Origin of the sequence: Providencia rettgeri (assembly GCF_013702265.1) — a bacterium.
In the GTDB taxonomy this organism is placed as follows: domain Bacteria; phylum Pseudomonadota; class Gammaproteobacteria; order Enterobacterales; family Enterobacteriaceae; genus Providencia; species Providencia zhijiangensis.
This window is the reverse complement of record NZ_CP059348.1, coordinates 3,757,202-3,776,895: the sequence shown is the minus strand read 5'-3', so window position 1 is coordinate 3,776,895 and position 19,694 is coordinate 3,757,202. Positions and strand designations below refer to the sequence as shown.

Annotated in this window: 19 protein-coding genes; 16 read left to right on the top strand and 3 right to left on the bottom strand. The window is 44.6% G+C overall.

What is annotated here, in order from left to right:
- Positions 1-353: 353 nt before the first annotated feature.
- Positions 354-1,511, bottom strand: a complete 1,158-nt coding sequence (gene queG, locus H0913_RS17355; protein WP_181477679.1) for a tRNA epoxyqueuosine(34) reductase QueG — start codon at positions 1,509-1,511, stop codon at positions 354-356.
- A 214-nt stretch (positions 1,512-1,725) separates the two neighbouring features.
- On the opposite strand from queG, the gene tsaE reads away from it, so the two are divergent.
- From tsaE to rplI, 16 genes are all read left to right on the top strand, one after another.
- Positions 1,726-2,190: a tRNA (adenosine(37)-N6)-threonylcarbamoyltransferase complex ATPase subunit type 1 TsaE gene (gene tsaE / locus H0913_RS17350; RefSeq protein ID WP_154638081.1), complete on the top strand. Its 465-nt coding sequence runs from the start codon at positions 1,726-1,728 to the stop codon at positions 2,188-2,190.
- Between the two features lie 14 nt (positions 2,191-2,204).
- Complete coding sequence (gene amiB, locus H0913_RS17345) at positions 2,205-3,533, top strand: N-acetylmuramoyl-L-alanine amidase AmiB (RefSeq protein WP_181477678.1); 1,329 nt, start codon at positions 2,205-2,207, stop codon at positions 3,531-3,533.
- Positions 3,534-3,545: 12 nt separating this feature from the next.
- Positions 3,546-5,510: a DNA mismatch repair endonuclease MutL gene (gene mutL / locus H0913_RS17340; RefSeq protein ID WP_181477677.1), complete on the top strand. Its 1,965-nt coding sequence runs from the start codon at positions 3,546-3,548 to the stop codon at positions 5,508-5,510.
- On the top strand, positions 5,503-6,444 hold the full coding sequence (gene miaA, locus H0913_RS17335; protein WP_154638083.1) for a tRNA (adenosine(37)-N6)-dimethylallyltransferase MiaA: 942 nt from the start codon (positions 5,503-5,505) through the stop codon (positions 6,442-6,444). Before mutL ends, miaA begins: the two co-directional genes overlap by 8 nt.
- A 107-nt stretch (positions 6,445-6,551) precedes the next feature.
- Positions 6,552-6,848, top strand: coding sequence for an RNA chaperone Hfq (gene hfq, locus H0913_RS17330; protein WP_006662385.1), 297 nt, complete (start codon positions 6,552-6,554; stop codon positions 6,846-6,848).
- Positions 6,849-6,939: 91 nt separating this feature from the next.
- Complete coding sequence (hflX, locus tag H0913_RS17325) at positions 6,940-8,220, top strand: ribosome rescue GTPase HflX (protein ID WP_154603055.1); 1,281 nt, start codon at positions 6,940-6,942, stop codon at positions 8,218-8,220.
- 173 nt (positions 8,221-8,393) lie between these two features.
- Complete coding sequence (gene hflK / locus H0913_RS17320; RefSeq protein ID WP_181477676.1) at positions 8,394-9,602, top strand: FtsH protease activity modulator HflK; 1,209 nt, start codon at positions 8,394-8,396, stop codon at positions 9,600-9,602.
- A gap of 2 nt (positions 9,603-9,604) precedes the next feature.
- Positions 9,605-10,606, top strand: a complete 1,002-nt coding sequence (gene hflC, locus H0913_RS17315) for a protease modulator HflC (protein WP_154603053.1) — start codon at positions 9,605-9,607, stop codon at positions 10,604-10,606.
- Positions 10,607-10,891: 285 nt separating this feature from the next.
- The gene (locus tag H0913_RS17310) at positions 10,892-12,193 is read left to right on the top strand and encodes an adenylosuccinate synthase (protein WP_154603052.1); all 1,302 of its coding nucleotides are present in this window, start codon (positions 10,892-10,894) and stop codon (positions 12,191-12,193) included.
- 293 nt (positions 12,194-12,486) lie between these two features.
- Positions 12,487-12,909, top strand: a complete 423-nt coding sequence (gene nsrR / locus H0913_RS17305) for a nitric oxide-sensing transcriptional repressor NsrR (RefSeq protein WP_181477675.1) — start codon at positions 12,487-12,489, stop codon at positions 12,907-12,909.
- Positions 12,910-12,950: 41 nt separating this feature from the next.
- Positions 12,951-15,431, top strand: coding sequence for a ribonuclease R (gene rnr, locus H0913_RS17300; protein ID WP_154603051.1), 2,481 nt, complete (start codon positions 12,951-12,953; stop codon positions 15,429-15,431).
- A gap of 83 nt (positions 15,432-15,514) precedes the next feature.
- Positions 15,515-16,252: a 23S rRNA (guanosine(2251)-2'-O)-methyltransferase RlmB gene (gene rlmB, locus H0913_RS17295; protein ID WP_154603050.1), complete on the top strand. Its 738-nt coding sequence runs from the start codon at positions 15,515-15,517 to the stop codon at positions 16,250-16,252.
- Positions 16,253-16,417: 165 nt separating this feature from the next.
- A complete protein-coding gene (gene rpsF, locus H0913_RS17290; protein ID WP_154603049.1) occupies positions 16,418-16,813 on the top strand; it encodes a 30S ribosomal protein S6 in 396 nt (131 codons plus the stop codon).
- Between the two features lie 8 nt (positions 16,814-16,821).
- On the top strand, positions 16,822-17,139 hold the full coding sequence (gene priB, locus H0913_RS17285) for a primosomal replication protein N (RefSeq protein WP_036948958.1): 318 nt from the start codon (positions 16,822-16,824) through the stop codon (positions 17,137-17,139).
- 4 nt (positions 17,140-17,143) lie between these two features.
- On the top strand, positions 17,144-17,371 hold the full coding sequence (rpsR, locus tag H0913_RS17280) for a 30S ribosomal protein S18 (RefSeq protein ID WP_000135199.1): 228 nt from the start codon (positions 17,144-17,146) through the stop codon (positions 17,369-17,371).
- Positions 17,372-17,409: 38 nt separating this feature from the next.
- Positions 17,410-17,859: a 50S ribosomal protein L9 gene (rplI, locus tag H0913_RS17275; RefSeq protein WP_036948960.1), complete on the top strand. Its 450-nt coding sequence runs from the start codon at positions 17,410-17,412 to the stop codon at positions 17,857-17,859.
- A 93-nt stretch (positions 17,860-17,952) separates the two neighbouring features.
- Here the strand turns inward: rplI and H0913_RS17270 are convergent, their stop codons facing one another.
- Positions 17,953-18,717 (bottom strand): CDP-diacylglycerol diphosphatase, encoded by a 765-nt coding sequence (locus tag H0913_RS17270; RefSeq protein WP_154603048.1) that lies wholly within the window; start codon positions 18,715-18,717, stop codon positions 17,953-17,955.
- A gap of 169 nt (positions 18,718-18,886) precedes the next feature.
- A complete protein-coding gene (locus tag H0913_RS17265; RefSeq protein WP_154638085.1) occupies positions 18,887-19,489 on the bottom strand; it encodes a LysM-like peptidoglycan-binding domain-containing protein in 603 nt (200 codons plus the stop codon).
- Positions 19,490-19,694 lie beyond the last annotated feature (205 nt).

The window sequence follows — 19,694 nt, the reverse complement described above, 5'->3', positions numbered from 1 at the left end:
CTTTTTGATAACTTTACTTTAGTTAGTTAACTAAAATTCAGCGTTTTTTTATTACTTCTCTCCATGAGAAAGTTATCCACAACCTGAGTGGGTCTAGGTTCAATTTATCCTAGACAGAAATACTTTGCTGCACAGAGTTATCCACAGGTTAGTTATTGGTTAATTTTTGATTATCACAAAATGAATATTATTAATTTTAATTTTAATTCATTGAAATTAAAGTAAAAAACTATTTCTTCAAAATGTGCTTAGCACAACTTGCAAATCCTTTACCTATTGTCGGGTAAGCACTTTTTTATTTTATTCACATCAGTTTGACAATTGATAGATTAGGATATAAGGCTGGACTTTTTTTAGGCGTCTCTAGGTAAACCTTTAGTAATTGCCCGAACAAGACGTTTTTGTTGCGAAGTTTGAATTGTGACTTGGTTTTCTTCTCGACGCTTGAGTTGTTGGCCAATCGACCATTGGAAGTGCTCGTCTAACATAGAGTTGATCCCAAGACGGCTCTGTAATGCGAGAACAATATTATCTTGATAGGGCGCATTACCCAAAGCAACGCTGATATTACGTAGCCATTTTATATAGCCGATACGGCGAATCGCCGAGCCTTCCGTAATACGGAGAAATTTCTCTTCGTCCCATGAAAAAAGATCCAATAGTTCCGGCGTATGCAATGCGGCTCTAGGGCTAAAATCTTCTTCATCCGTCAATTGAGAAAAGCGATTCCACGGGCAGATAAGTTGGCAGTCATCACAGCCATAAATCCGGTTACCCATTAGAGGGCGAAACTCTTCGGGGATCGCGCTATCGAGTTCAATGGTTAGATAGGAAATACAGCGCCTTGCATCAACAGTATAAGGCTCGACAATTGCGCCTGTTGGGCAAGTTGTCATACAAGCAACGCAGCGCCCGCACTGCTCTTCAACGGGTTGATCAACGGGTAGAGGAAGATTGACAAGCAATTCGCCAAGGAAAAACCATGAGCCTGAATGTTGGTTGAGCACCAGTGAGTGCTTACCCGTCCAGCCTAAACCCGCTTTGACAGCAAGTGGGTGTTCTAGGATAGGTGCCGAGTCAACAAAAGGGCGAAAATTCAAATCATCGGAACATTCAAACTGGCTGCAATACTCGAGGATCCGATCACTAAGCACTTTTAAGCGTTTTTTTAATAGCTTATGATAATCGCGACCAAGGGCGTAGCGGCTGACATAGCCTAGTTCTGGATTATTTAGCGTGCTGGCAAAAGCGGCCTTAGCAGGAAGATAGTTCATTCGAACACTAATGACGCGCAGTGTGCCGGGGTGTAATTCATGGGGTCTCGCCCGCATCATACCATGGCGCTTCATCCACTCCATTTCGCCATGATATTGTTTATCCAGCCATGCTTGGAGCTTGGGTTCTTCAAGGGTAAGATCCGTATCGCAAATACCGACTTGTTGAAAGCCAGCATCGATGCCCCATTGTTTAATATTTTGGGCAAGAAGGTCGAGATCGAGGCGTGTGGACATGGGAAATATCTAGGTAAAAGTGGATTCGCAGGCACTCTAACACGATCATTGGATTTATCAAAATCCACAGATCGCGTTGGCACGATCTTGCTCGGAAATTTCCGATCTCGATGTTCCAACAATGTTAAATAACACAAATAGATCTGCTTGAGTTAAAATAGGCGTTAATATCAATATTGAATAAATTTTATCATTATAATTGGCTTCACTAACTATGAAAGAACGCACAATACAACTTGCTAATGAAGAGCAAACAGTCGCGCTTGGGCGCACGATCGCTATGGCCTGTAAACAAGGCGCGGTCATTAACCTGTATGGCGATTTAGGTGCAGGGAAAACGACATTTAGTCGTGGATTTTTACAAGCATTGGGCCATGAAGGCCATGTAAAAAGCCCAACCTATACACTTGTTGAGCCTTATGAATTAGCAGATAGACACGTTTTTCACTTTGATCTGTATCGTTTAGCCGATCCTGAAGAACTTGAGTTTATGGGGATCCGCGACTATTTTTCAGACAACTCAGTCTGTTTAGTGGAATGGCCACAGCAGGGCAAAGGCTTCTTACCTGAAGCGGATCTGGAGATCCATTTAACCTATCAAGATGAAGGGCGTCAGGCTCGGGTTGTCGCTTTTTCGACAACCGGAGAGTCGTTATTGGAAGCGTTAACGGTATTCTAAGGAACATATAGCTCATGATGAATGCATCGATGAACAGAATAACTACCAAGGGTATTTTTTCTCTTTTCTTATTATTGATGATGTTTGCTCTGGCTCTGGTGACATCAACCGCCAAAGCTGCATCTCTCTCTAATATTCAAGTTAGTAATAGCCCTTCACAGGCGCAAGTGACATTAACATTTGTTGATGGAAAGCCTGATTATTCCTACTTCCCGCTGCACTCACCAGAACGCTTAGTGATTGATGTTCAGCAACGTGGTGAAATTATTGGCTTGCCACTTAAGCTTCCGAAAGGGGACTTGGTGAAGCAAGTTCGCGCTAGCCAAGCGCCTGATAGCCAGCACAAGCGTATTGTGTTGGAGCTTTCTCAAGCTGCGAAGACTAAAGCGGTTGTTCAGCAGGTTTCTGGTCAATACCAAGTTGTCTTTACGGTATCAACAGGTAAAGGACAGACATCAAATTCATATAATAATACCGTGATGCCAGCCCAGCCAACGGCAACGCCATCCACACGTAATTCGCAGCCTGTTCAGCCGGTACAAGAAAAACCATTAAAAATGAATGTACCAGCGGTGGCTTCATCGACCACGCCATCAACCCCAGCAACGCCAACCAAAACCTTGCCAAAAGGCACCAAGCAGGTGGTGATTGCGATTGATGCGGGTCATGGTGGGAAAGACCCAGGGGCGATTGGTAAAAACGGTTATAAAGAAAAAGATGTGACACTGAGTGTAGCGCGTAAACTGTATCAAAAATTGGATGCCGATCCGATGTTTAAGCCTGTAATGACAAGGGACGGAGACTATTTTATTTCCGTCAGTGGTCGTTCAGACGTTGCGCGTAAGAAAGGCGCCAACATGCTGGTTTCTATTCATGCTGACTCAGCACCAAACAGTAGCGCTCGTGGGGCATCCGTTTGGGTGCTATCTAACCGCCGAGCAAACAGCGAATTAGGTAGCTGGTTGGAACAGCGTGAAAAGCAATCTGAACTTCTTGGTGGGGCGGGTGACGCGCTCAGTGGTGCAGACCCATATTTAAGCCAAGCGGTATTGGATTTACAGTTTGGGCATTCACAACGTGTGGGTTACGATGTTGCGGTTCATGTCATTCAGCAGCTTAGAAAAATTGGTAATATTCATAAGAAAACCCCAGAACACGCGAGCCTTGGCGTACTGCGTTCTCCCGATATTCCATCTATTTTAGTGGAAACCGGGTTTATCAGTAATACATCCGAAGAACAGCTATTGAAATCCAATGATTATCAAGAAAAAGTGGCTGATGGTATTCACCAAGGGTTACGTCAGTACTTTTTAGCGAATCCGCTGCAAGCAGCGCCAAAATAAGTGAATTAGGTTATGGCAATCCAGATCCTTTCTCCTCAATTAGCGAACCAAATAGCGGCGGGTGAAGTGGTCGAAAGACCCGCCTCCGTGGTTAAAGAGTTAGTCGAAAATAGCCTTGACTCAGGGGCAACTCGCATCGATATCGAGATTGAGCGAGGGGGAGAAAAGCTGATCCGTATTCGGGATAATGGCTGTGGGATCAACAAAGATGAGTTGATCCTCGCTCTAGCGCGCCATGCCACCAGTAAAATTGCCACATTAGATGACCTTGAAGCGATTATGAGCATGGGTTTCCGCGGTGAAGCCCTTGCCAGTATTAGCTCTGTTTCCCGCCTGACATTAACCTCCAAACCCGCTGAGCAAACTGAAGCATGGCAATCCTATGCAGAAGGTCGTGACATGCAGGTGACGGTAAAACCTGCAGCACACCCCAATGGCACAACGGTCGAAGTGCTGGATCTCTTTTACAATACGCCCGCTCGTCGCAAATTTATGCGTACAGAAAAAACCGAGTTTGGGCATATTGATGAAATCGTGCGCCGAATTGCGCTTTCTCGCCCTGATGTGGCGATTAATTTGTCGCACAATGGCAAATTAGTTAAGCAGTATCGTGCAGCGCAGGATGCCAATCAGCAAGAGCGCCGTTTAGGTACAATTTGTGGAACGGGTTTTATGCAAGGCGCGTTAGCGCTTTCATGGGAGCACAGTGATTTAGGGATCAAAGGCTGGGTGGTTGCACCATCAACGACGTCGAGCGGAGTCAGTGATATTCAGTATTGCTACGTGAATGGTCGTATGATGCGCGATAAGCTGATCAACCATGCGATCCGCCAAGCGTATGAAGGCCATCTGGATGAGAATCAACAACCCGCTTATGTGCTGTATTTGACCATTGACCCTAAGCAAGTGGATGTGAACGTCCATCCCGCCAAACATGAAGTGCGTTTTCATCAAGCCAGATTAGTGCATGATTTTATCTATCAAGCGGTACGCACTGTATTGCTTAATGCGCTAACTGAAAGTGAACTTCCGGGAATAGAACCGGTATCCAACGAAGTTGAAAATCGGGCATCCGCAGGGGATAACTACTTTGCTTCTCCTACTGTACAGGAAACAGGGAAACCACAAGGCACTCAACGGAGTCATGCTCAAGAGCCTCCTCTTTCGTATGGTGAGCCACGAAATGCGTCAGTAGCAGGTAAAAACAACACTTTTACTTCAGACCACGCAGGCAAGTCTAGTCCAATATCAAACTATAACCGCTCAGAGCCAAGCTATGAGCGCAAAGCGGGAGAGCTGTATCAACGTTTGATGTCGATTCCCGTTGCGCCTGAAGATAAAAAACCGTTATTCCCAGAAAGAAAGCCGTTGAGTGTCAATCCTGTAGATAGCCAATCTGTAGCGAAAAGTGCGGATAACTACCAATTCGGTAAAGTATTGACAATTTACGCAAAAAACTTTGCATTAATTGAGTCTTCATTAGGGATAATCCTGTTATCCTTGAATGAAGCGAATTACTTACTCAAGCTGGCTCAATTAACGCCAGAAAATGGTGGATTAAAACCTCAACCGTTGTTAATTCCCTTAAAATTGTCACTAAAAAGTGACGAAATAGAGGTTTTGCAACGTTATAAGGAACAATTGACACTATTTGGTATCGATGCCTCGATATTTCATGGAAAAGTAACAATTCATACGGTATCGTTACCGCTAAGAACGCAAAATTTATCGCAGCTTTTTTCTGATTTAATCGTGTTTTTGTCAGCAAAAGAGAGTGTCTCGAATGAAAATATCGCGCAATGGCTAGCAAATGCGATTTCTCAGGCAAAAAACGAAGAAAGTTGGAGTTTGGCGCAGGCAGTTCAATTACTGGCTGATGTTGAGCGGATCTGTCCGCAGTGGGTGGCAAATCCACCGCCAACATTATTACAATTAATTAATTTACAACCCGTGGTAGCTACACTGACAAATGAGTGATTTAGTAACTCAACAAAAACCAAATGCCATCTTCTTAATGGGGCCAACGGCTTCGGGCAAAACGGCATTGGCCATCGAATTACGCAAGCATTTGCCTGTGGAGATCATTAGTGTCGATTCGGCATTGATTTATCGAGGAATGGATATTGGTACCGCGAAGCCTAATCAAGAAGAGCTGAGCCAAGCTCCGCATCGTTTGATAGATATCCTCGATCCATCTCAGCCTTATTCTGCGGCCGATTTTCGTCGTGACGCATTAAATGTAATGGATGAAATTTCGTCTCAAGGTAAGATTCCATTACTGGTTGGCGGTACCATGCTTTATTTTAAAGCCTTATTAGAAGGGTTGTCACCGCTGCCATCGGCCTCTCCAGAAGTGCGTGAGGCAATTGAGAACATAGCACAAGAACAAGGTTGGGCTGAGGTACATCGTCGTTTAGCTGAGGTCGATCCCGTCTCTGCGGCACGTATTCATCCTAATGATCCACAAAGATTATCCCGAGCTTTAGAGGTATATCTCATTTCGGGACAAACTTTGACTGAAATGACTCAAACAGCAGGCACAGAATTGCCTTATAATGTGTTTCAGTTTGCTATTGAGCCACAAGATCGTAAAATTTTACATGAGCGTATCGAACGACGTTTTCGTTTAATGCTAGAAGCAGGGTTTGAAGACGAAGTGAAAGCGCTATACCAACGAGGCGATCTCCATGTTGATTTACCTTCCATTCGTTGCGTAGGTTATCGGCAAATGTGGTCTTATCTCGATGGTGAAATAGATTATGATGAAATGGTTTATCGAGGGATTTGCGCGACGCGCCAATTGGCTAAACGGCAGATCACTTGGTTGAGAAGCTGGGACAATGTTCATCGGTTAGATAGTGAACAACCTCAGCAAGCGCTTGACACCGTTATACAGGTTATTAGTGCATAGGGCTATTCTTTGTGTACAATTAAAGCGTTAAGCGTAATTTTTGAGTAGTAATTTTTAGGAATCGTAAGATTCTCATTTAAAAAACAACAAAATAAGGAAAACATAGAATGGCTAAGGGGCAATCTTTGCAAGATCCGTTCCTGAACGCATTACGTCGTGAAAGGGTTCCGGTCTCTATTTATTTAGTTAATGGTATTAAATTGCAGGGTCAAATCGAATCTTTTGACCAATTTGTTATTTTGCTGAAAAACACAGTTAGCCAGATGGTTTATAAACACGCTATCTCTACTGTGGTTCCAGCACGCCCTGTTTCTCATCATAGCGGTACTGGTACTGCTGGCGCTGGCAATGGCAACTACCACGGTGGTGCTTCTGCTGGGCAAGATGGCGAATCAGCTGAGTAAGACTGTACGCTAAAAACAAGGAAAGCATGGGTAGGGAGACTATACCTGTGTCTTTCCTTTGCAATTATTGTTTAGCCTAAGAGGTTACACCTTGTTTGATAGGTATGAAGGCGGTGAACTAGCTGTACTGGTCCATGTCTTTTTTGATCAAGAAAAAGACGTTGATAATTTAGCAGAATTTGAGTCCCTAGTGACGTCTGCTGGCGTTAAACCTGTACAAATAGTGACTGGCAGCCGCAAGGCGCCCCACCCAAAATTTTTCGTTGGGGAAGGGAAAGCTGAAGAAATCGCTGAAGCCGTCGAAGCTAGTGGTGCGGATGTGGTGCTATTTAACCACACACTTAGCCCTGCTCAAGAACGTAATCTCGAACGGGTTTGCCAATGTAAGGTCGTTGATCGTACAGGGGTAATTTTAGATATATTTGCACAACGTGCGCGTACGCATGAAGGTAAACTTCAAGTTGAATTAGCTCAATTACGGCATTTATCCACTCGCTTAGTGAGAGGATGGACGCACCTTGAGCGCCAAAAAGGCGGGATTGGTTTACGTGGTCCCGGCGAGACACAGCTTGAAACTGACCGTCGATTACTCAGAGATAAAATCAAACAGATTTTATCTCGTCTTGGACGAGTCGAAAAACAGCGTGAGCAAGGTCGTCAATCAAGAAGTAAAGCAGATATTCCAACTGTTTCCTTGGTGGGCTACACCAACGCCGGAAAATCCAGTTTATTTAATCGGATGACGTCGGCAGATGTTTACGCAGCAGACCAACTGTTTGCTACGTTAGATCCTACTTTACGTCGTATCGATGTTGATGATGTAGGCACTGTCGTTTTAGCGGACACCGTGGGTTTTATTCGCCACCTTCCACATGATCTGGTTGCTGCATTTAAAGCAACTCTGCAAGAAACGCGTGAAGCCACTTTACTGCTCCATGTGATTGATGCAGTTGATGTCCGACTGGATGAAAATATCCAAGCGGTTGACAGTGTGCTGGAAGAAATCGAAGCAAATGAAATCCCAACACTTTTAGTGATGAACAAAGTTGATATGCTCGACGATTTTGTCCCGCGTATTGACAGAGATGAGGATAACAAGCCAGTTCGTGTCTGGGTTTCAGCGCAAACAGGTGAAGGTATCCCTTTGTTGCTTCAAGCATTAACGGAACGCCTTTCAGGTGAGATCGCACATTTTGAATTGCGTTTACCACCGAATGAAGGTCGCTTACGGAGTCGTTTTTATCAACTTCAATCCATCGAACGTGAATGGCAAGAAGAAGACGGCACCATTGGACTTGAGGTGCGTATGCCAATGGTGGATTGGCGACGTTTATGCAAGCAGGAGCAACAATTACCTAACTATGTTGTTTAAAAATGATGTTAAAACAGTCAGTTGGCTGAGTTAACCGCAACACAGTTAGGCAATGGAATTGATATTAAGAGCCCAATATCCTCGACTTGATTCAAGACACCCATGGGTGAAATGAATGATGAGAAATATCGCTCTTAGCCCTAAAAATCAATCATAAAGAATGGAGCTAAAACATGGCGTGGAATCAGCCCGGTAATGACGGACAAGACCGCGATCCGTGGGGAAGCGGCAATAAAGGCAGCAACTCTGGCGGGAACAAAGATGGTCGGAAACCTGGGGCTTATGATCTCGACGATCTCTTTCGTAAAATAGGCAGCAAGCTTGGCGGCGGCGGTAATAAAGGCGGTAGTGAAGGCAATAATAAACAGCCATCACAACTGAGTGGCCGTTTAGGTATGTTAGCACTTGCTGCGGTTGTCGTAGTTTGGGCGGGCTCAGGCTTCTATACCATTAAAGAAAGTGACCGTGGCGTAGTCTTACGTTTTGGTGAATATAGTGGTGTTGTTGGACCTGGTCTGAACTGGAAACCAACGTTTATTGATCAAGTTGTTCCTGTGAACGTTGAAACTGTTCGCGAACAAGCGACTAACGGTATGATGTTGACATCAGATGAAAACGTTATCCGCGTTGAAATGAACGTTCAGTACCGTGTTACCGATCCTGCTCAATACCTGTTTAGCGTGACTAATCCTGATAATAGTCTGCGTCAAGCGCTGGATAGTGCGGTGCGTGGCGTTATTGGTCAATCTGCCATGGAGCAAGTGTTGACTACGAATCGCGCCTTTATCCGTGATGTTACGCAAAAAGAGCTAGAAGCAACGATTGCACCATACAAAATGGGTATCACCCTGCTGGACGTCAACTTCCAAGCGGCTCGTCCGCCTGAAGATGTTAAAGCAGCGTTTGATGATGTAATTTCCGCAAGGGAAGAAGAACAAAAAACGATTCGTGAAGCGCACGCTTACCGAAACGAAGTTCTGCCTCTCGCGAAAGGTAACGCACAACGTATGATCGAAGAAGCTGAAGCTTACAAGGCGAGCGTCGTCTTCAAAGCAGAGGGTGAGGTCGCAAGCTTTGCGAAAATGCTACCTGAATATCGTGCTGCACCAGAAATTACTCGCGAACGTTTATACATCGAAACGATGGAGCGCGTATTAGCAAATACACGTAAAGTGATTGCTAATGATAAGAGCAACAGCATGTTAGTACTGCCGTTGGATCAAATCATGCGTGGTGCGACGGGCAATACGACTGCGGCACCAAAAGTGAATCAGTCAGCAAGAATGACGAACTCAACGAACAATTCATCTTCTACGAGTTCAGCACCTGCACAGCCAAACAATCCTGTGCGTGGTGATGCAGTTAGAGTAGGGAGACAATAATCATGCGTAAGTCATTTATTTTTGTAGTGATTGCTGTTTTAGCTGTTGCCTACGCATCAATCTTTATTGTTCCTCAAACTGAGCGCGGTATTGTATTACGCTTTGGTAAGGTTTTACGTGATTCTGAGAATAAACCTATCGTTTATGAACCAGGTCTACATTTCAAAGTTCCATTTATTGAAACTGTGAAAATGCTAGATGCACGTATTCAGACGTTAGAAATTCAAGCTGACCGTTACCTGACTAGCGAAAACAAAGACTTAATGGTGGATTCATACCTGAAATGGCGTGTCACTGACTTCAGCCGTTACTATGTAGCGACTGGCGGCGGTAACCCATTCCAAGCGGAAACCCTGTTAAAACGTAAGTTCAGTGACCGTTTACGTTCTGAGTTTGGTCGTTTAAGTGTTAAAGACATCATCACTGACTCTCGTGGTCGCTTAACTGTTGATGTTCGTGATGCACTGAACAAAGGTACCGCAACCGACGAAGCAACTAAAGACGCTGATGCTGCAATTGCAGATGCGGCGGCTCGCGTTGAAAAAGAAACCAACCTGAAGCCACTGGTTGTAAATGCAAACAGTATGGCGGCGTTAGGTATCGAAGTTGTCGACGTGCGTATCAAACGTATTGAATTACCAAACGAAGTTTCTGAAGCCATCTATGCACGTATGCGTGCAGAGCGTGAAGCGGTAGCGCGTCAGCACCGTTCACAAGGTCAAGAAGAAGCAACCAAGATTCGTGCGGTAGCGGATAAGACGGTAACAGAAACACTGGCAGAATCAGAGCGTACAGCACTGACCCTGCGAGGTGAAGGTGATGCAATGGCAACGAAACTGTTTGCTGATGCATTCAACCAAGACCCAGAGTTCTATGCCTTTATTCGTAGCCTGCGTGCTTATGAGCAAAGCTTCAAAAGTGGTGATGACGTAATGGTGCTTAGCCCAGATACAGATTTCTTCCGCTTTATGAAGGCACCAACTCAGCTGCGTTCAACGGATTAAATGATAAACAGCTTAAGTTACGTGCAACGAGCTTAAATTACTGTTAATCTAATAAAGAAAAGCCCGCTTCGGTGGGCTTTTTTTCGCCTGTCGTTTTAAGTGATGGATTTTTCAGGGAAAATTTGAGCTGCTCAGGTTGAGAAAATTCACTTTGAGTCTACGACAGAAATAAAACTACCATTTTACTTGCTTTCTAGAAAAAAATTTTTGTAATGCCAAAATATCACTGGAACAGTTCATTTTTGATGGTAGAATTCATTTTTAAGCAACCGAGTGTATTTCGAAATGGGTAAGAACGTTGTCGTACTGGGCACCCAATGGGGTGACGAAGGGAAGGGCAAGATCGTTGACTTGCTGACAGAACGAGCTAAATATGTAGTTCGCTATCAGGGCGGCCATAATGCTGGCCATACTCTTGTTGTAAACGGTGAAAAAACCGTTCTCCACTTAATTCCATCCGGTATTCTTCGTGAAAATGTCATCAGCATCATTGCTAATGGTGTTGTTCTTGCGCCTGATGCTTTAATGAAAGAGATGAAAGAACTGGAAGATCGCGGTGTTCCTGTTCGTGAGCGTTTACGTATCTCTGAAGCATGCCCACTGATCCTGCCTTACCACATCGCATTAGACAATGCGCGTGAAAAAGCGCGTGGAGCAAAAGCTATCGGTACAACTGGTCGTGGTATCGGTCCTGCATACGAAGATAAAGTTGCACGTCGTGGTCTGCGTGTTGGTGACTTATTCGATAAAGCAACTTTCGCTGAAAAATTAAAAGAAATCATCGAATACCATAACTTCCAACTGGTTAACTATTACAAAGAGCCTGCGGTTGATTACCAAGAAACATTAGATTACATCATGTCTGTTGCAGATCTTCTGACTAGCATGGTAATTGATGTTTCTGATTTGCTCTATAAAGCACATCAGAAGAATGAATTAGTCATGTTTGAAGGTGCGCAAGGTACTCTGCTGGATATCGACCACGGTACTTATCCGTATGTAACCTCTTCAAACACAACAGCGGGTGGTGTTGCAACAGGTTCTGGCTTAGGTCCACGTTACGTGAACTACGTACTGGGGATCATCAAGGCTTATTCAACACGTGTTGGTGCGGGTCCATTCCCAACTGAATTGTTCGATGAAACGGGTGAATTCCTGCGTGAGAAAGGCCAAGAATTCGGTGCAACCACGGGTCGTAAACGTCGTACTGGTTGGTTAGACATCGTAGCTATTAATCGCGCTGTACAAATTAACTCTCTGTCAGGTTTCTGCTTAACTAAGCTGGACGTTTTAGATGGCTTAAAAGAAGTAAAAATCTGTGTAGGTTATCGTCGTAAAGATGGCACAGTGTTAGAAACTACACCTTTAGCCGCTGATGAGTGGGAAGGCTTAGAGCCAGTGTATGAAGTCATGCCTGGTTGGAGCGAAACGACTTTCGGCGTTAAAGAAAGAGCGTTACTGCCACAAGCAGCTTTAGATTACATCCAACGTATTGAAGAACTGACTGGTATCCCTGTTGATATTATTTCAACTGGCCCAGACCGTTCAGAAACGATGATCCTGCGTGATCCGTTTGACGTTGAGTAATAGACAGAACAGCGCTCACTGAGCGCTGTTTTTTTATCTCTCCCATTTTCCTTCCGATGAATTCCTTTTTGATAAAACGCTAAAATTTTCAGATAATATCCATCAAGTTGAACATTATGTGCCATTACAAGCATCTTTACGTGCAAGGATGGGCTAGACTAAAACTAAGGCGATATACTGTAGAAAATCGTTCAAAATGTACTTTAGATGGTAGCCAGAAAACAAATATAACGAAAATGGCAGATAAGTATTTCATGACATATTTGTAGCGCCAAAAAATTTTTGAGGTGATTGTGCAGCTGACAAGTTTTACTGACTATGGGTTACGAGCCCTAATCTACTTAGCCGCCCTAGAAAAAGGGCAGATGACGAGCATTACACAAGTTACTGAGGTGTATGGTGTTTCTCGTAATCACATGGTTAAAATTATCAATCAGCTAAGTCACCTTGGCTATGTAAAAGCCACTCGTGGTAAAAATGGCGGGATCGCACTGGGTCAACCGGCGGAATCAATCCTGATCGGTGATGTCGTTCGCGCATTAGAACCACTCACTCTAGTCAATTGTAGTGGCGAATTTTGCCATATTACGCCAGCCTGCCGCCTAAAAGGTGTGCTACAAAAGGCGATACAACAATTTTTACAAGAACTAGACCAATATACGCTAGCGGACATGGTCAAAGATAATAGTCCGCTGTATCAATTACTGCTCGATTAATGTCTCAGTAATTTATCACTCTGATGACAATGGAGGTAACAATGTCAAACGATCCTTTTCAGGAAAGAGAAGCAGAAAAATACGAATCCCCAATTCCGAGTAGAGAGTTTATTTTAGATCTCTTATCTAAGCGCACAGCCCCTGCAAACCGTGAAGAAATTGCACAGCTACTCAACCTCTCTACGGAAGATGAATTGGAAGCATTGCGTCGTCGCTTACGTGCGATGGAACGTGATGGACAGTTAGTTTTCACTCGCCGCAAATGTTATGCATTACCAGAACGTATTGACCTATTAAAAGGTAAAGTTATTGGCCACCGTGATGGCTATGGTTTCTTGCGTGTCGAAGGTAAAAAAGAAGATTACTACTTATCTCAAGATGAGATGAAGCGCGCTTTACATGGTGATGTGATTTTGGCTCAACCTTATGGCCAAGACCGTAAAGGACGCACCGAAGTGCGTGTTGTACGTGTATTAGAGCCGCGCAATAACCAAATTGTTGGGCGCTATTTTATTGAAGCGGGAATGGGGTTTGTCGTTCCTGATGATAGTCGTTTAAGTTTCGATATTTTAATTCCTAAAGACAAGCAATGTGGTGCCCGTATGGGTAACGTGGTGGTGGTTGAATTAGAAACTCGCCCACAACGCCGCTCTCAAGCTGTTGGGAATATTGTCGAAGTACTCGGTGAAACCATGGGTACGGGCATGGCGGTCGAAATCGCATTACGTACTCATGAAATTCCGCACTCTTGGCCGCCACAAGTGACAAAGCAAGTGGCTGATTACAGTGAAACAGTCCCTGAAGCTGCGAAGAAAGGGCGTGTGGATCTGCGCGATCTTCCTCTCGTCACCATCGACGGCGAAGACGCTCGTGACTTCGATGATGCCGTTTACTGTGCACCGAAAAAAGGTGGCGGCTGGCGTTTATGGGTTGCGATTGCCGATGTGAGCTACTATGTTCGCCCACAAACTGCACTGGATACAGAAGCCCATAGCCGTGGTAACTCGGTCTATTTCCCATCCCAAGTTGTGCCCATGCTACCGGAAGTACTGTCTAACGGATTATGTTCACTAAACCCAGGCGTAGACCGTCTGTGTATGGTGTGTGAAATGACGGTTTCGGCATCCGGAAAACTCTCTTCATATAAATTCTATGAAGCGGTGATGAGCTCCCACGCGCGTTTAACTTACACCAAAGTGTGGAAAATGCTGCAAGGGGATGAAGAGCTACGCGAGCATTACAAAGCATTAGTGCCTCATATCGAGCATTTACATCAATTATACAAAGCGTTAGATGCAGCGCGTATTGAACGTGGCGCTATCTCGTTTGAATCTGAAGAAGCCAAGTTTATCTTCAATGCGGAACGCCGTATTGAGCGTATTGAGCCTGTAGAACGTAATGATGCACACAAATTAATTGAAGAGTGCATGATTTTAGCTAATATTGCGGCGGCGCGATTTGTTGAGAAAAACGAAGAGCCTGCCCTATACCGCGTGCATGACCGTCCGAAAGAAGAGAGCGTTATGAACTTACGCTCAGTATTCAGCGAGTTAGGTTTGACGCTGCCGGGTGGCATGAAGCCAGAGCCAAAAGATTACGCCCAAGTAATGAACGAAGTGGCTGAGCGCCCAGACCATGAGCTGTTACAGACCATGATTTTACGCTCTATGAAGCAAGCAATTTATGATCCAGAAAACCGCGGTCACTTTGGTTTAGGTCTGAAATCATATGCCCACTTTACCTCGCCAATTCGTCGTTATCCTGACTTAACTTTGCATCGTGGTATTAAATACTTACTGGCAAAAGAGCATGGTCATGGAGATAAGCGCTGGACGGAAACGGGTGGATGGCACTCCGATATGGACAGCATGCTGCAATTGGGCGAGCACTGCTCACTGACTGAGCGCCGTGCAGATGAAGCTACCCGTGACGTCGCAGATTGGTTAAAATGTGACTTCATGCAAGACCAAGTGGGCCAAGTGTTTACTGGACTTATCACTAGCGTGACAGGTTTTGGTTTCTTTGTTCGCTTAAATGACCTGTTTATTGATGGCTTAGTGCATATTTCGACTCTTGATAACGACTATTATCGTTATGATGCGGTTGGACAGCGCTTAATTGGTGAATCTTCCGGTACAACTTATCGTCTTGGCGATGAAGTGGAAATCCGTGTAGAAGCGGTACATATGGATGAGCGCACCATTGATTTTGCTTTAATTTCAACGACACGAAAAGCGAAAAACCCGGGTAAAACCACACGGGATAAGATGAAGAAAGAAGTTAAAAATGCGACACGTTCAGCCCGTCGAAAAGGCGATGTGAGCAAAGAGAAAAACTTCGAACCTGATTCTGCATTTCGTCGTTCAGAGAAAAAAGGCAAGAAAGACAGCAAGGACGCAAAACCTGAAGGTAAAGGAAACGGTAAAGCGAAAAGCAAAAAGCCATCCGATAAAACCAAAAAAATCAGTGCCAAGTTAAAAGCAAAACGCGTGGCGAAAAAATCCCAAAAACAAGAGGGATAAGCGCGTTTCATGATACAAGGTGGCGGGGAATCGCCACCTTTTGATTTTCCACCTATTTAATGTTCTCAACCTAAAAGATATTTATGAGCGAAATTATTTACGGCATTCACGCAGTGAAAGCCCTGCTTGAGCGTTCACCGCAACGTATTAAAGAAGTCTATATTTTAAAAGGTCGTGAAGACCGCCGCCTGATGCCTATCGTTCATGAAATCGAAGCGTTGGGCATTGTGGTGCAAGTGGCAAATCGCCAATGGATGGACGCACAAACTGAAGGTGCGGTACACCAAGGGATTATCGCCAATGTGCTAGCCGGCAAGCAGTATCAAGAAGGGGATCTCCCGGATTTACTGGAAAGCACCGAATCGCCATTTTTACTGATCCTCGATGGCGTGACTGACCCACACAACTTAGGCGCGTGTTTACGTAGCGCAGACGCAGCTGGTGTTCATGCGGTGATTGTCCCGAAAGACAAATCTGCACAGTTGAATGCAACCGCGAAGAAAGTCGCCTGCGGCGCAGCGGAAAACGTTCCGTTGATCCGCGTGACTAACTTGGCAAGAACCTTACGTTTACTGCAAGAATACAATGTGTGGATTGTTGGCACCGCCGGTGAAGCTGACCATAACTTGTATCAAAGTAAGCTGACTGGCTCTATCGCATTAGTGATGGGCGCGGAAGGTGAAGGTATGCGTCGTTTGACTCGCGAACATTGCGACGAGTTGATCAGCATCCCAATGGCGGGCTCAGTTTCATCACTGAACGTCTCTGTAGCAACGGGCGTGTGCCTGTTTGAAGCAGTTCGCCAACGCATTGCCAAATAAATCATAAAATAATTTTTGCTTAATTTGTCCCCATCTCTTGAGTTTTTTATCTGGGATGGGTATAGTTACGCGTCAATTTTTTAGCCGCACTCAACAAGTTCCTTGCCTCCGCGGGCCGCGGTTAACCCAGACAGGAGGCTAATAATCCGTAAGGAGCAACTACTAATGCGTCATTACGAAATCGTTTTTATGGTCCATCCTGACCAAAGCGAACAGGTTCCGGGCATGATCGAGCGTTACAGTGCTGTTATCACTAACGCACAAGGTCAGATTCACCGTCTGGAAGACTGGGGCCGTCGTCAACTGGCTTACCCAATCAACAAACTGCACAAAGCTCACTATGTTCTGCTGAACGTAGAAGCTCCACAGGAAGCGATTGATGAGCTGGAAACTAACTTCCGCTTCAACGATGCCGTTATCCGCAGCATGGTTATGCGCTTAAAACACGCAGTAACAGAAGCTTCTCCAATGGTCAAAGCCAAAGACGAACGTCGCGGCCGTGACATGTCTGATGAATATCAAGACGAAGAAGCAGAAGAAACTGGGGATTCTGAAGAGTAATTGCTCAGGTGATCACTAATCGTCTAGTGTTGACAGGCACAGTCTGTAAAGCATTGATTCGAAAAGTGAGTCCGTCCGGCATTCCACATTGCCAGTTTGTTTTAGAACATCGTTCTGGACAACAGGAAGCTGGAATGTCACGGCAAGCATGGTGCAGAATGCCCGTCATTGCCAGCGGACAAGCCTTACAAACCCATACTCACAGTATAACGGTCGGCAGTCTGATTACTGTTACAGGTTTCATTAGCACCCATCAGGGACGTAATGGAATCAGTAAATTAGTCTTACATGCCGAGCAGATTGATTTGATAGATTCTGGAGACTAGCCATATGGCACGTTATTTCCGTCGTCGCAAGTTCTGCCGTTTCACAGCGGAAGGCGTTCAAGAGATCGACTATAAAGATATCGCAACGCTGAAAAACTATATCACTGAAAGTGGTAAAATTGTACCAAGCCGTATCACCGGTACTCGTGCAAAATATCAACGCCAGCTCGCTCGTGCTATCAAGCGCGCTCGCTACCTGTCTCTGTTACCATACACTGATCGTCATCAGTAATTGGTACAGTCCATTAACGACTAATAGAGGATAAGGTAATGCAAGTTATTCTGCTTGATAAAGTAGCTAACCTAGGTAGCCTGGGTGACCAAGTTAACGTTAAATCGGGCTACGCTCGTAACTTCTTAGTACCACAGGGCAAAGCTGTTCCTGCAACTAAGAAAAACGTTGAATTCTTCGAAGCTCGCCGCGCTGAACTGGAAGCTAAATTAGCTGACGTTCTGGCAGCAGCACAGGCTCGTGCAGCAGCTGTTACTGCGCTGGGTTCTGTTACTCTGGCTTCTAAAGCTGGTGACGAAGGTAAACTGTTCGGTTCAATCGGTACTCGTGACATCGCTGACGCAATCACTGCGGCTGGCGTTAAAGTTGCGAAAAGCGAAGTTCGCCTGCCAAACGGCGTTCTGCGTACTACTGGTGACCACGAAGTTCACTTCCAGTTACACAGCGATGTTTTCGCAGAGCTGAACGTTATCATCGTTGCTGAGTAATCAATAATGATGATAGTTGCCACTGTTAACGCGGTGGCACAATAAAAAAACACCGGGGATCCGGTGTTTTTTTATTTCTAGGGTATGGAAAACTTACTGATTAACTGAACATTGGTAATCCAGCAATTCTCCCGCACTACCTAAATTAAACTGCCAAACATCCGTACGATTCGCTAATAATACCATCGAACCATCTTTCAGCTCCGTCACAGCCAGTCCATAGTTCCCCATGCTGTCATTATGTGCTTGAACATACTCATTTAACTGCTTGAAAGGACTCTGTTGGCTATCTAACTTTTTCACCCAATATTCATGACCTTCTAACGGCACAGGAAAAACATGCCATTCAGATTTAATCGCATCCGCATGTTGGTTAACTAGCTCAATAACTTGTGGTTTTAGGCAAGCAATATGGATATGAAGTTGATCTTGTGAACGCCCATATTGTGAATTAATCGCTAAGGCGAGTTTATCATCGCTAATAGCGGGTTGGCCCGCGGGGCTAACACTCTCTCGCTCATTCCAGGCAAGCGTAAAGTAATCAGGGCTATTATCTTCAAGTAATAAAGGGGATTCGATACCGCTGACTTTATCGGTCGGTAGCACCAAATTATGAACCGGGCCTTTTTTATCTTTAAATAGTACATAGCGATTGTCTAAATCCACTTTCAAGCAAGATGGATTACGCTGGTCGGGATCATTGATAGCAATGCACTGCTGGCTAATGATATTCCACAGCCCATCCGCATGGTATTTAATCCATGAAATATAGCCAATAACACTGAGCAGTAGGAGTAAAACTACGGCGGCAATAATTTTAATGAGCTTCTTTTTGCAGGTATTGTTGTTTTTCTGCATAGATTTTCCTGTTCTTTTCCCTGTTTAACCATTAAGTGTAATAAAGAACAGTGATTATACGTAGTTTATGGTGAGAGACGTCATCAAATAACGTCTCCATTGAATTTTTATTCTGAAAATAAAAGAAAAGTCGGATTATTGTATGAAATACCCGACGTTAAAAGACAAACTAAGGTGTTCGATAATAGCTACCATCGCTTAAGCGCGTAAAGCCATAGGTTTGACCGTTGGTTGCTGTGATTTCCAGCTGTTGAACTTCACCTTTACCATTGGCTTTTAATCGGATTTTCTGCCCTTGTTGCAAGTTGCTAAGGGGTTTTTCTGAGCCTTCAACTTTTGCCATGATAAATGCATCATTCGCCTGCAAGTTATTATCACGAAATAGCTGCGCCAATGTTTTCCCTTTTTGAACGCGATAATTCTGCCATTCATTAGCTGAAGGGGGAGTGGTTGACGGCTGTGATGGCGCACTAGTACTTGGCTGCTGTGTCGGCTGAGACGTTTGTGGTTCTTGAATAACTTCAGGCTCACTTGGTAATGACGTTGATGTATCTGGGATGTTGGTTGTCGGTTGTTCTGGCTGCGATAATACCGTATCAGGGATTGGATTTGGCTGTGCAGTTGGTGGGATAACTATTGGCTGGTTCGGTATATTGCCCGTATTATTCTGCGCGGTATTCGGCTTATCGCTAGATGGCCAAAATAAGGCAGCAATAACGATCAGCGCTAGAATAGCAATTCCATAGCGATGAAAAGTGGATAGTCTCAACATGACCCCTCCTATATTTGAGGAATAATTAATCACAGACGTTTTAACGCATACTAGCACTATTTACGCGTAAATTAACAAGTTGAAGGCTAATTTAGGAGAACACTGAATAATTTAGACAGTTTTATTCTTCCGTGATCGGGTTTAGGTTTACCCATAGGAAAGGGGCTGCTATCCTTGGTTTTTCTCAAAAAATGGAAATGGGTAT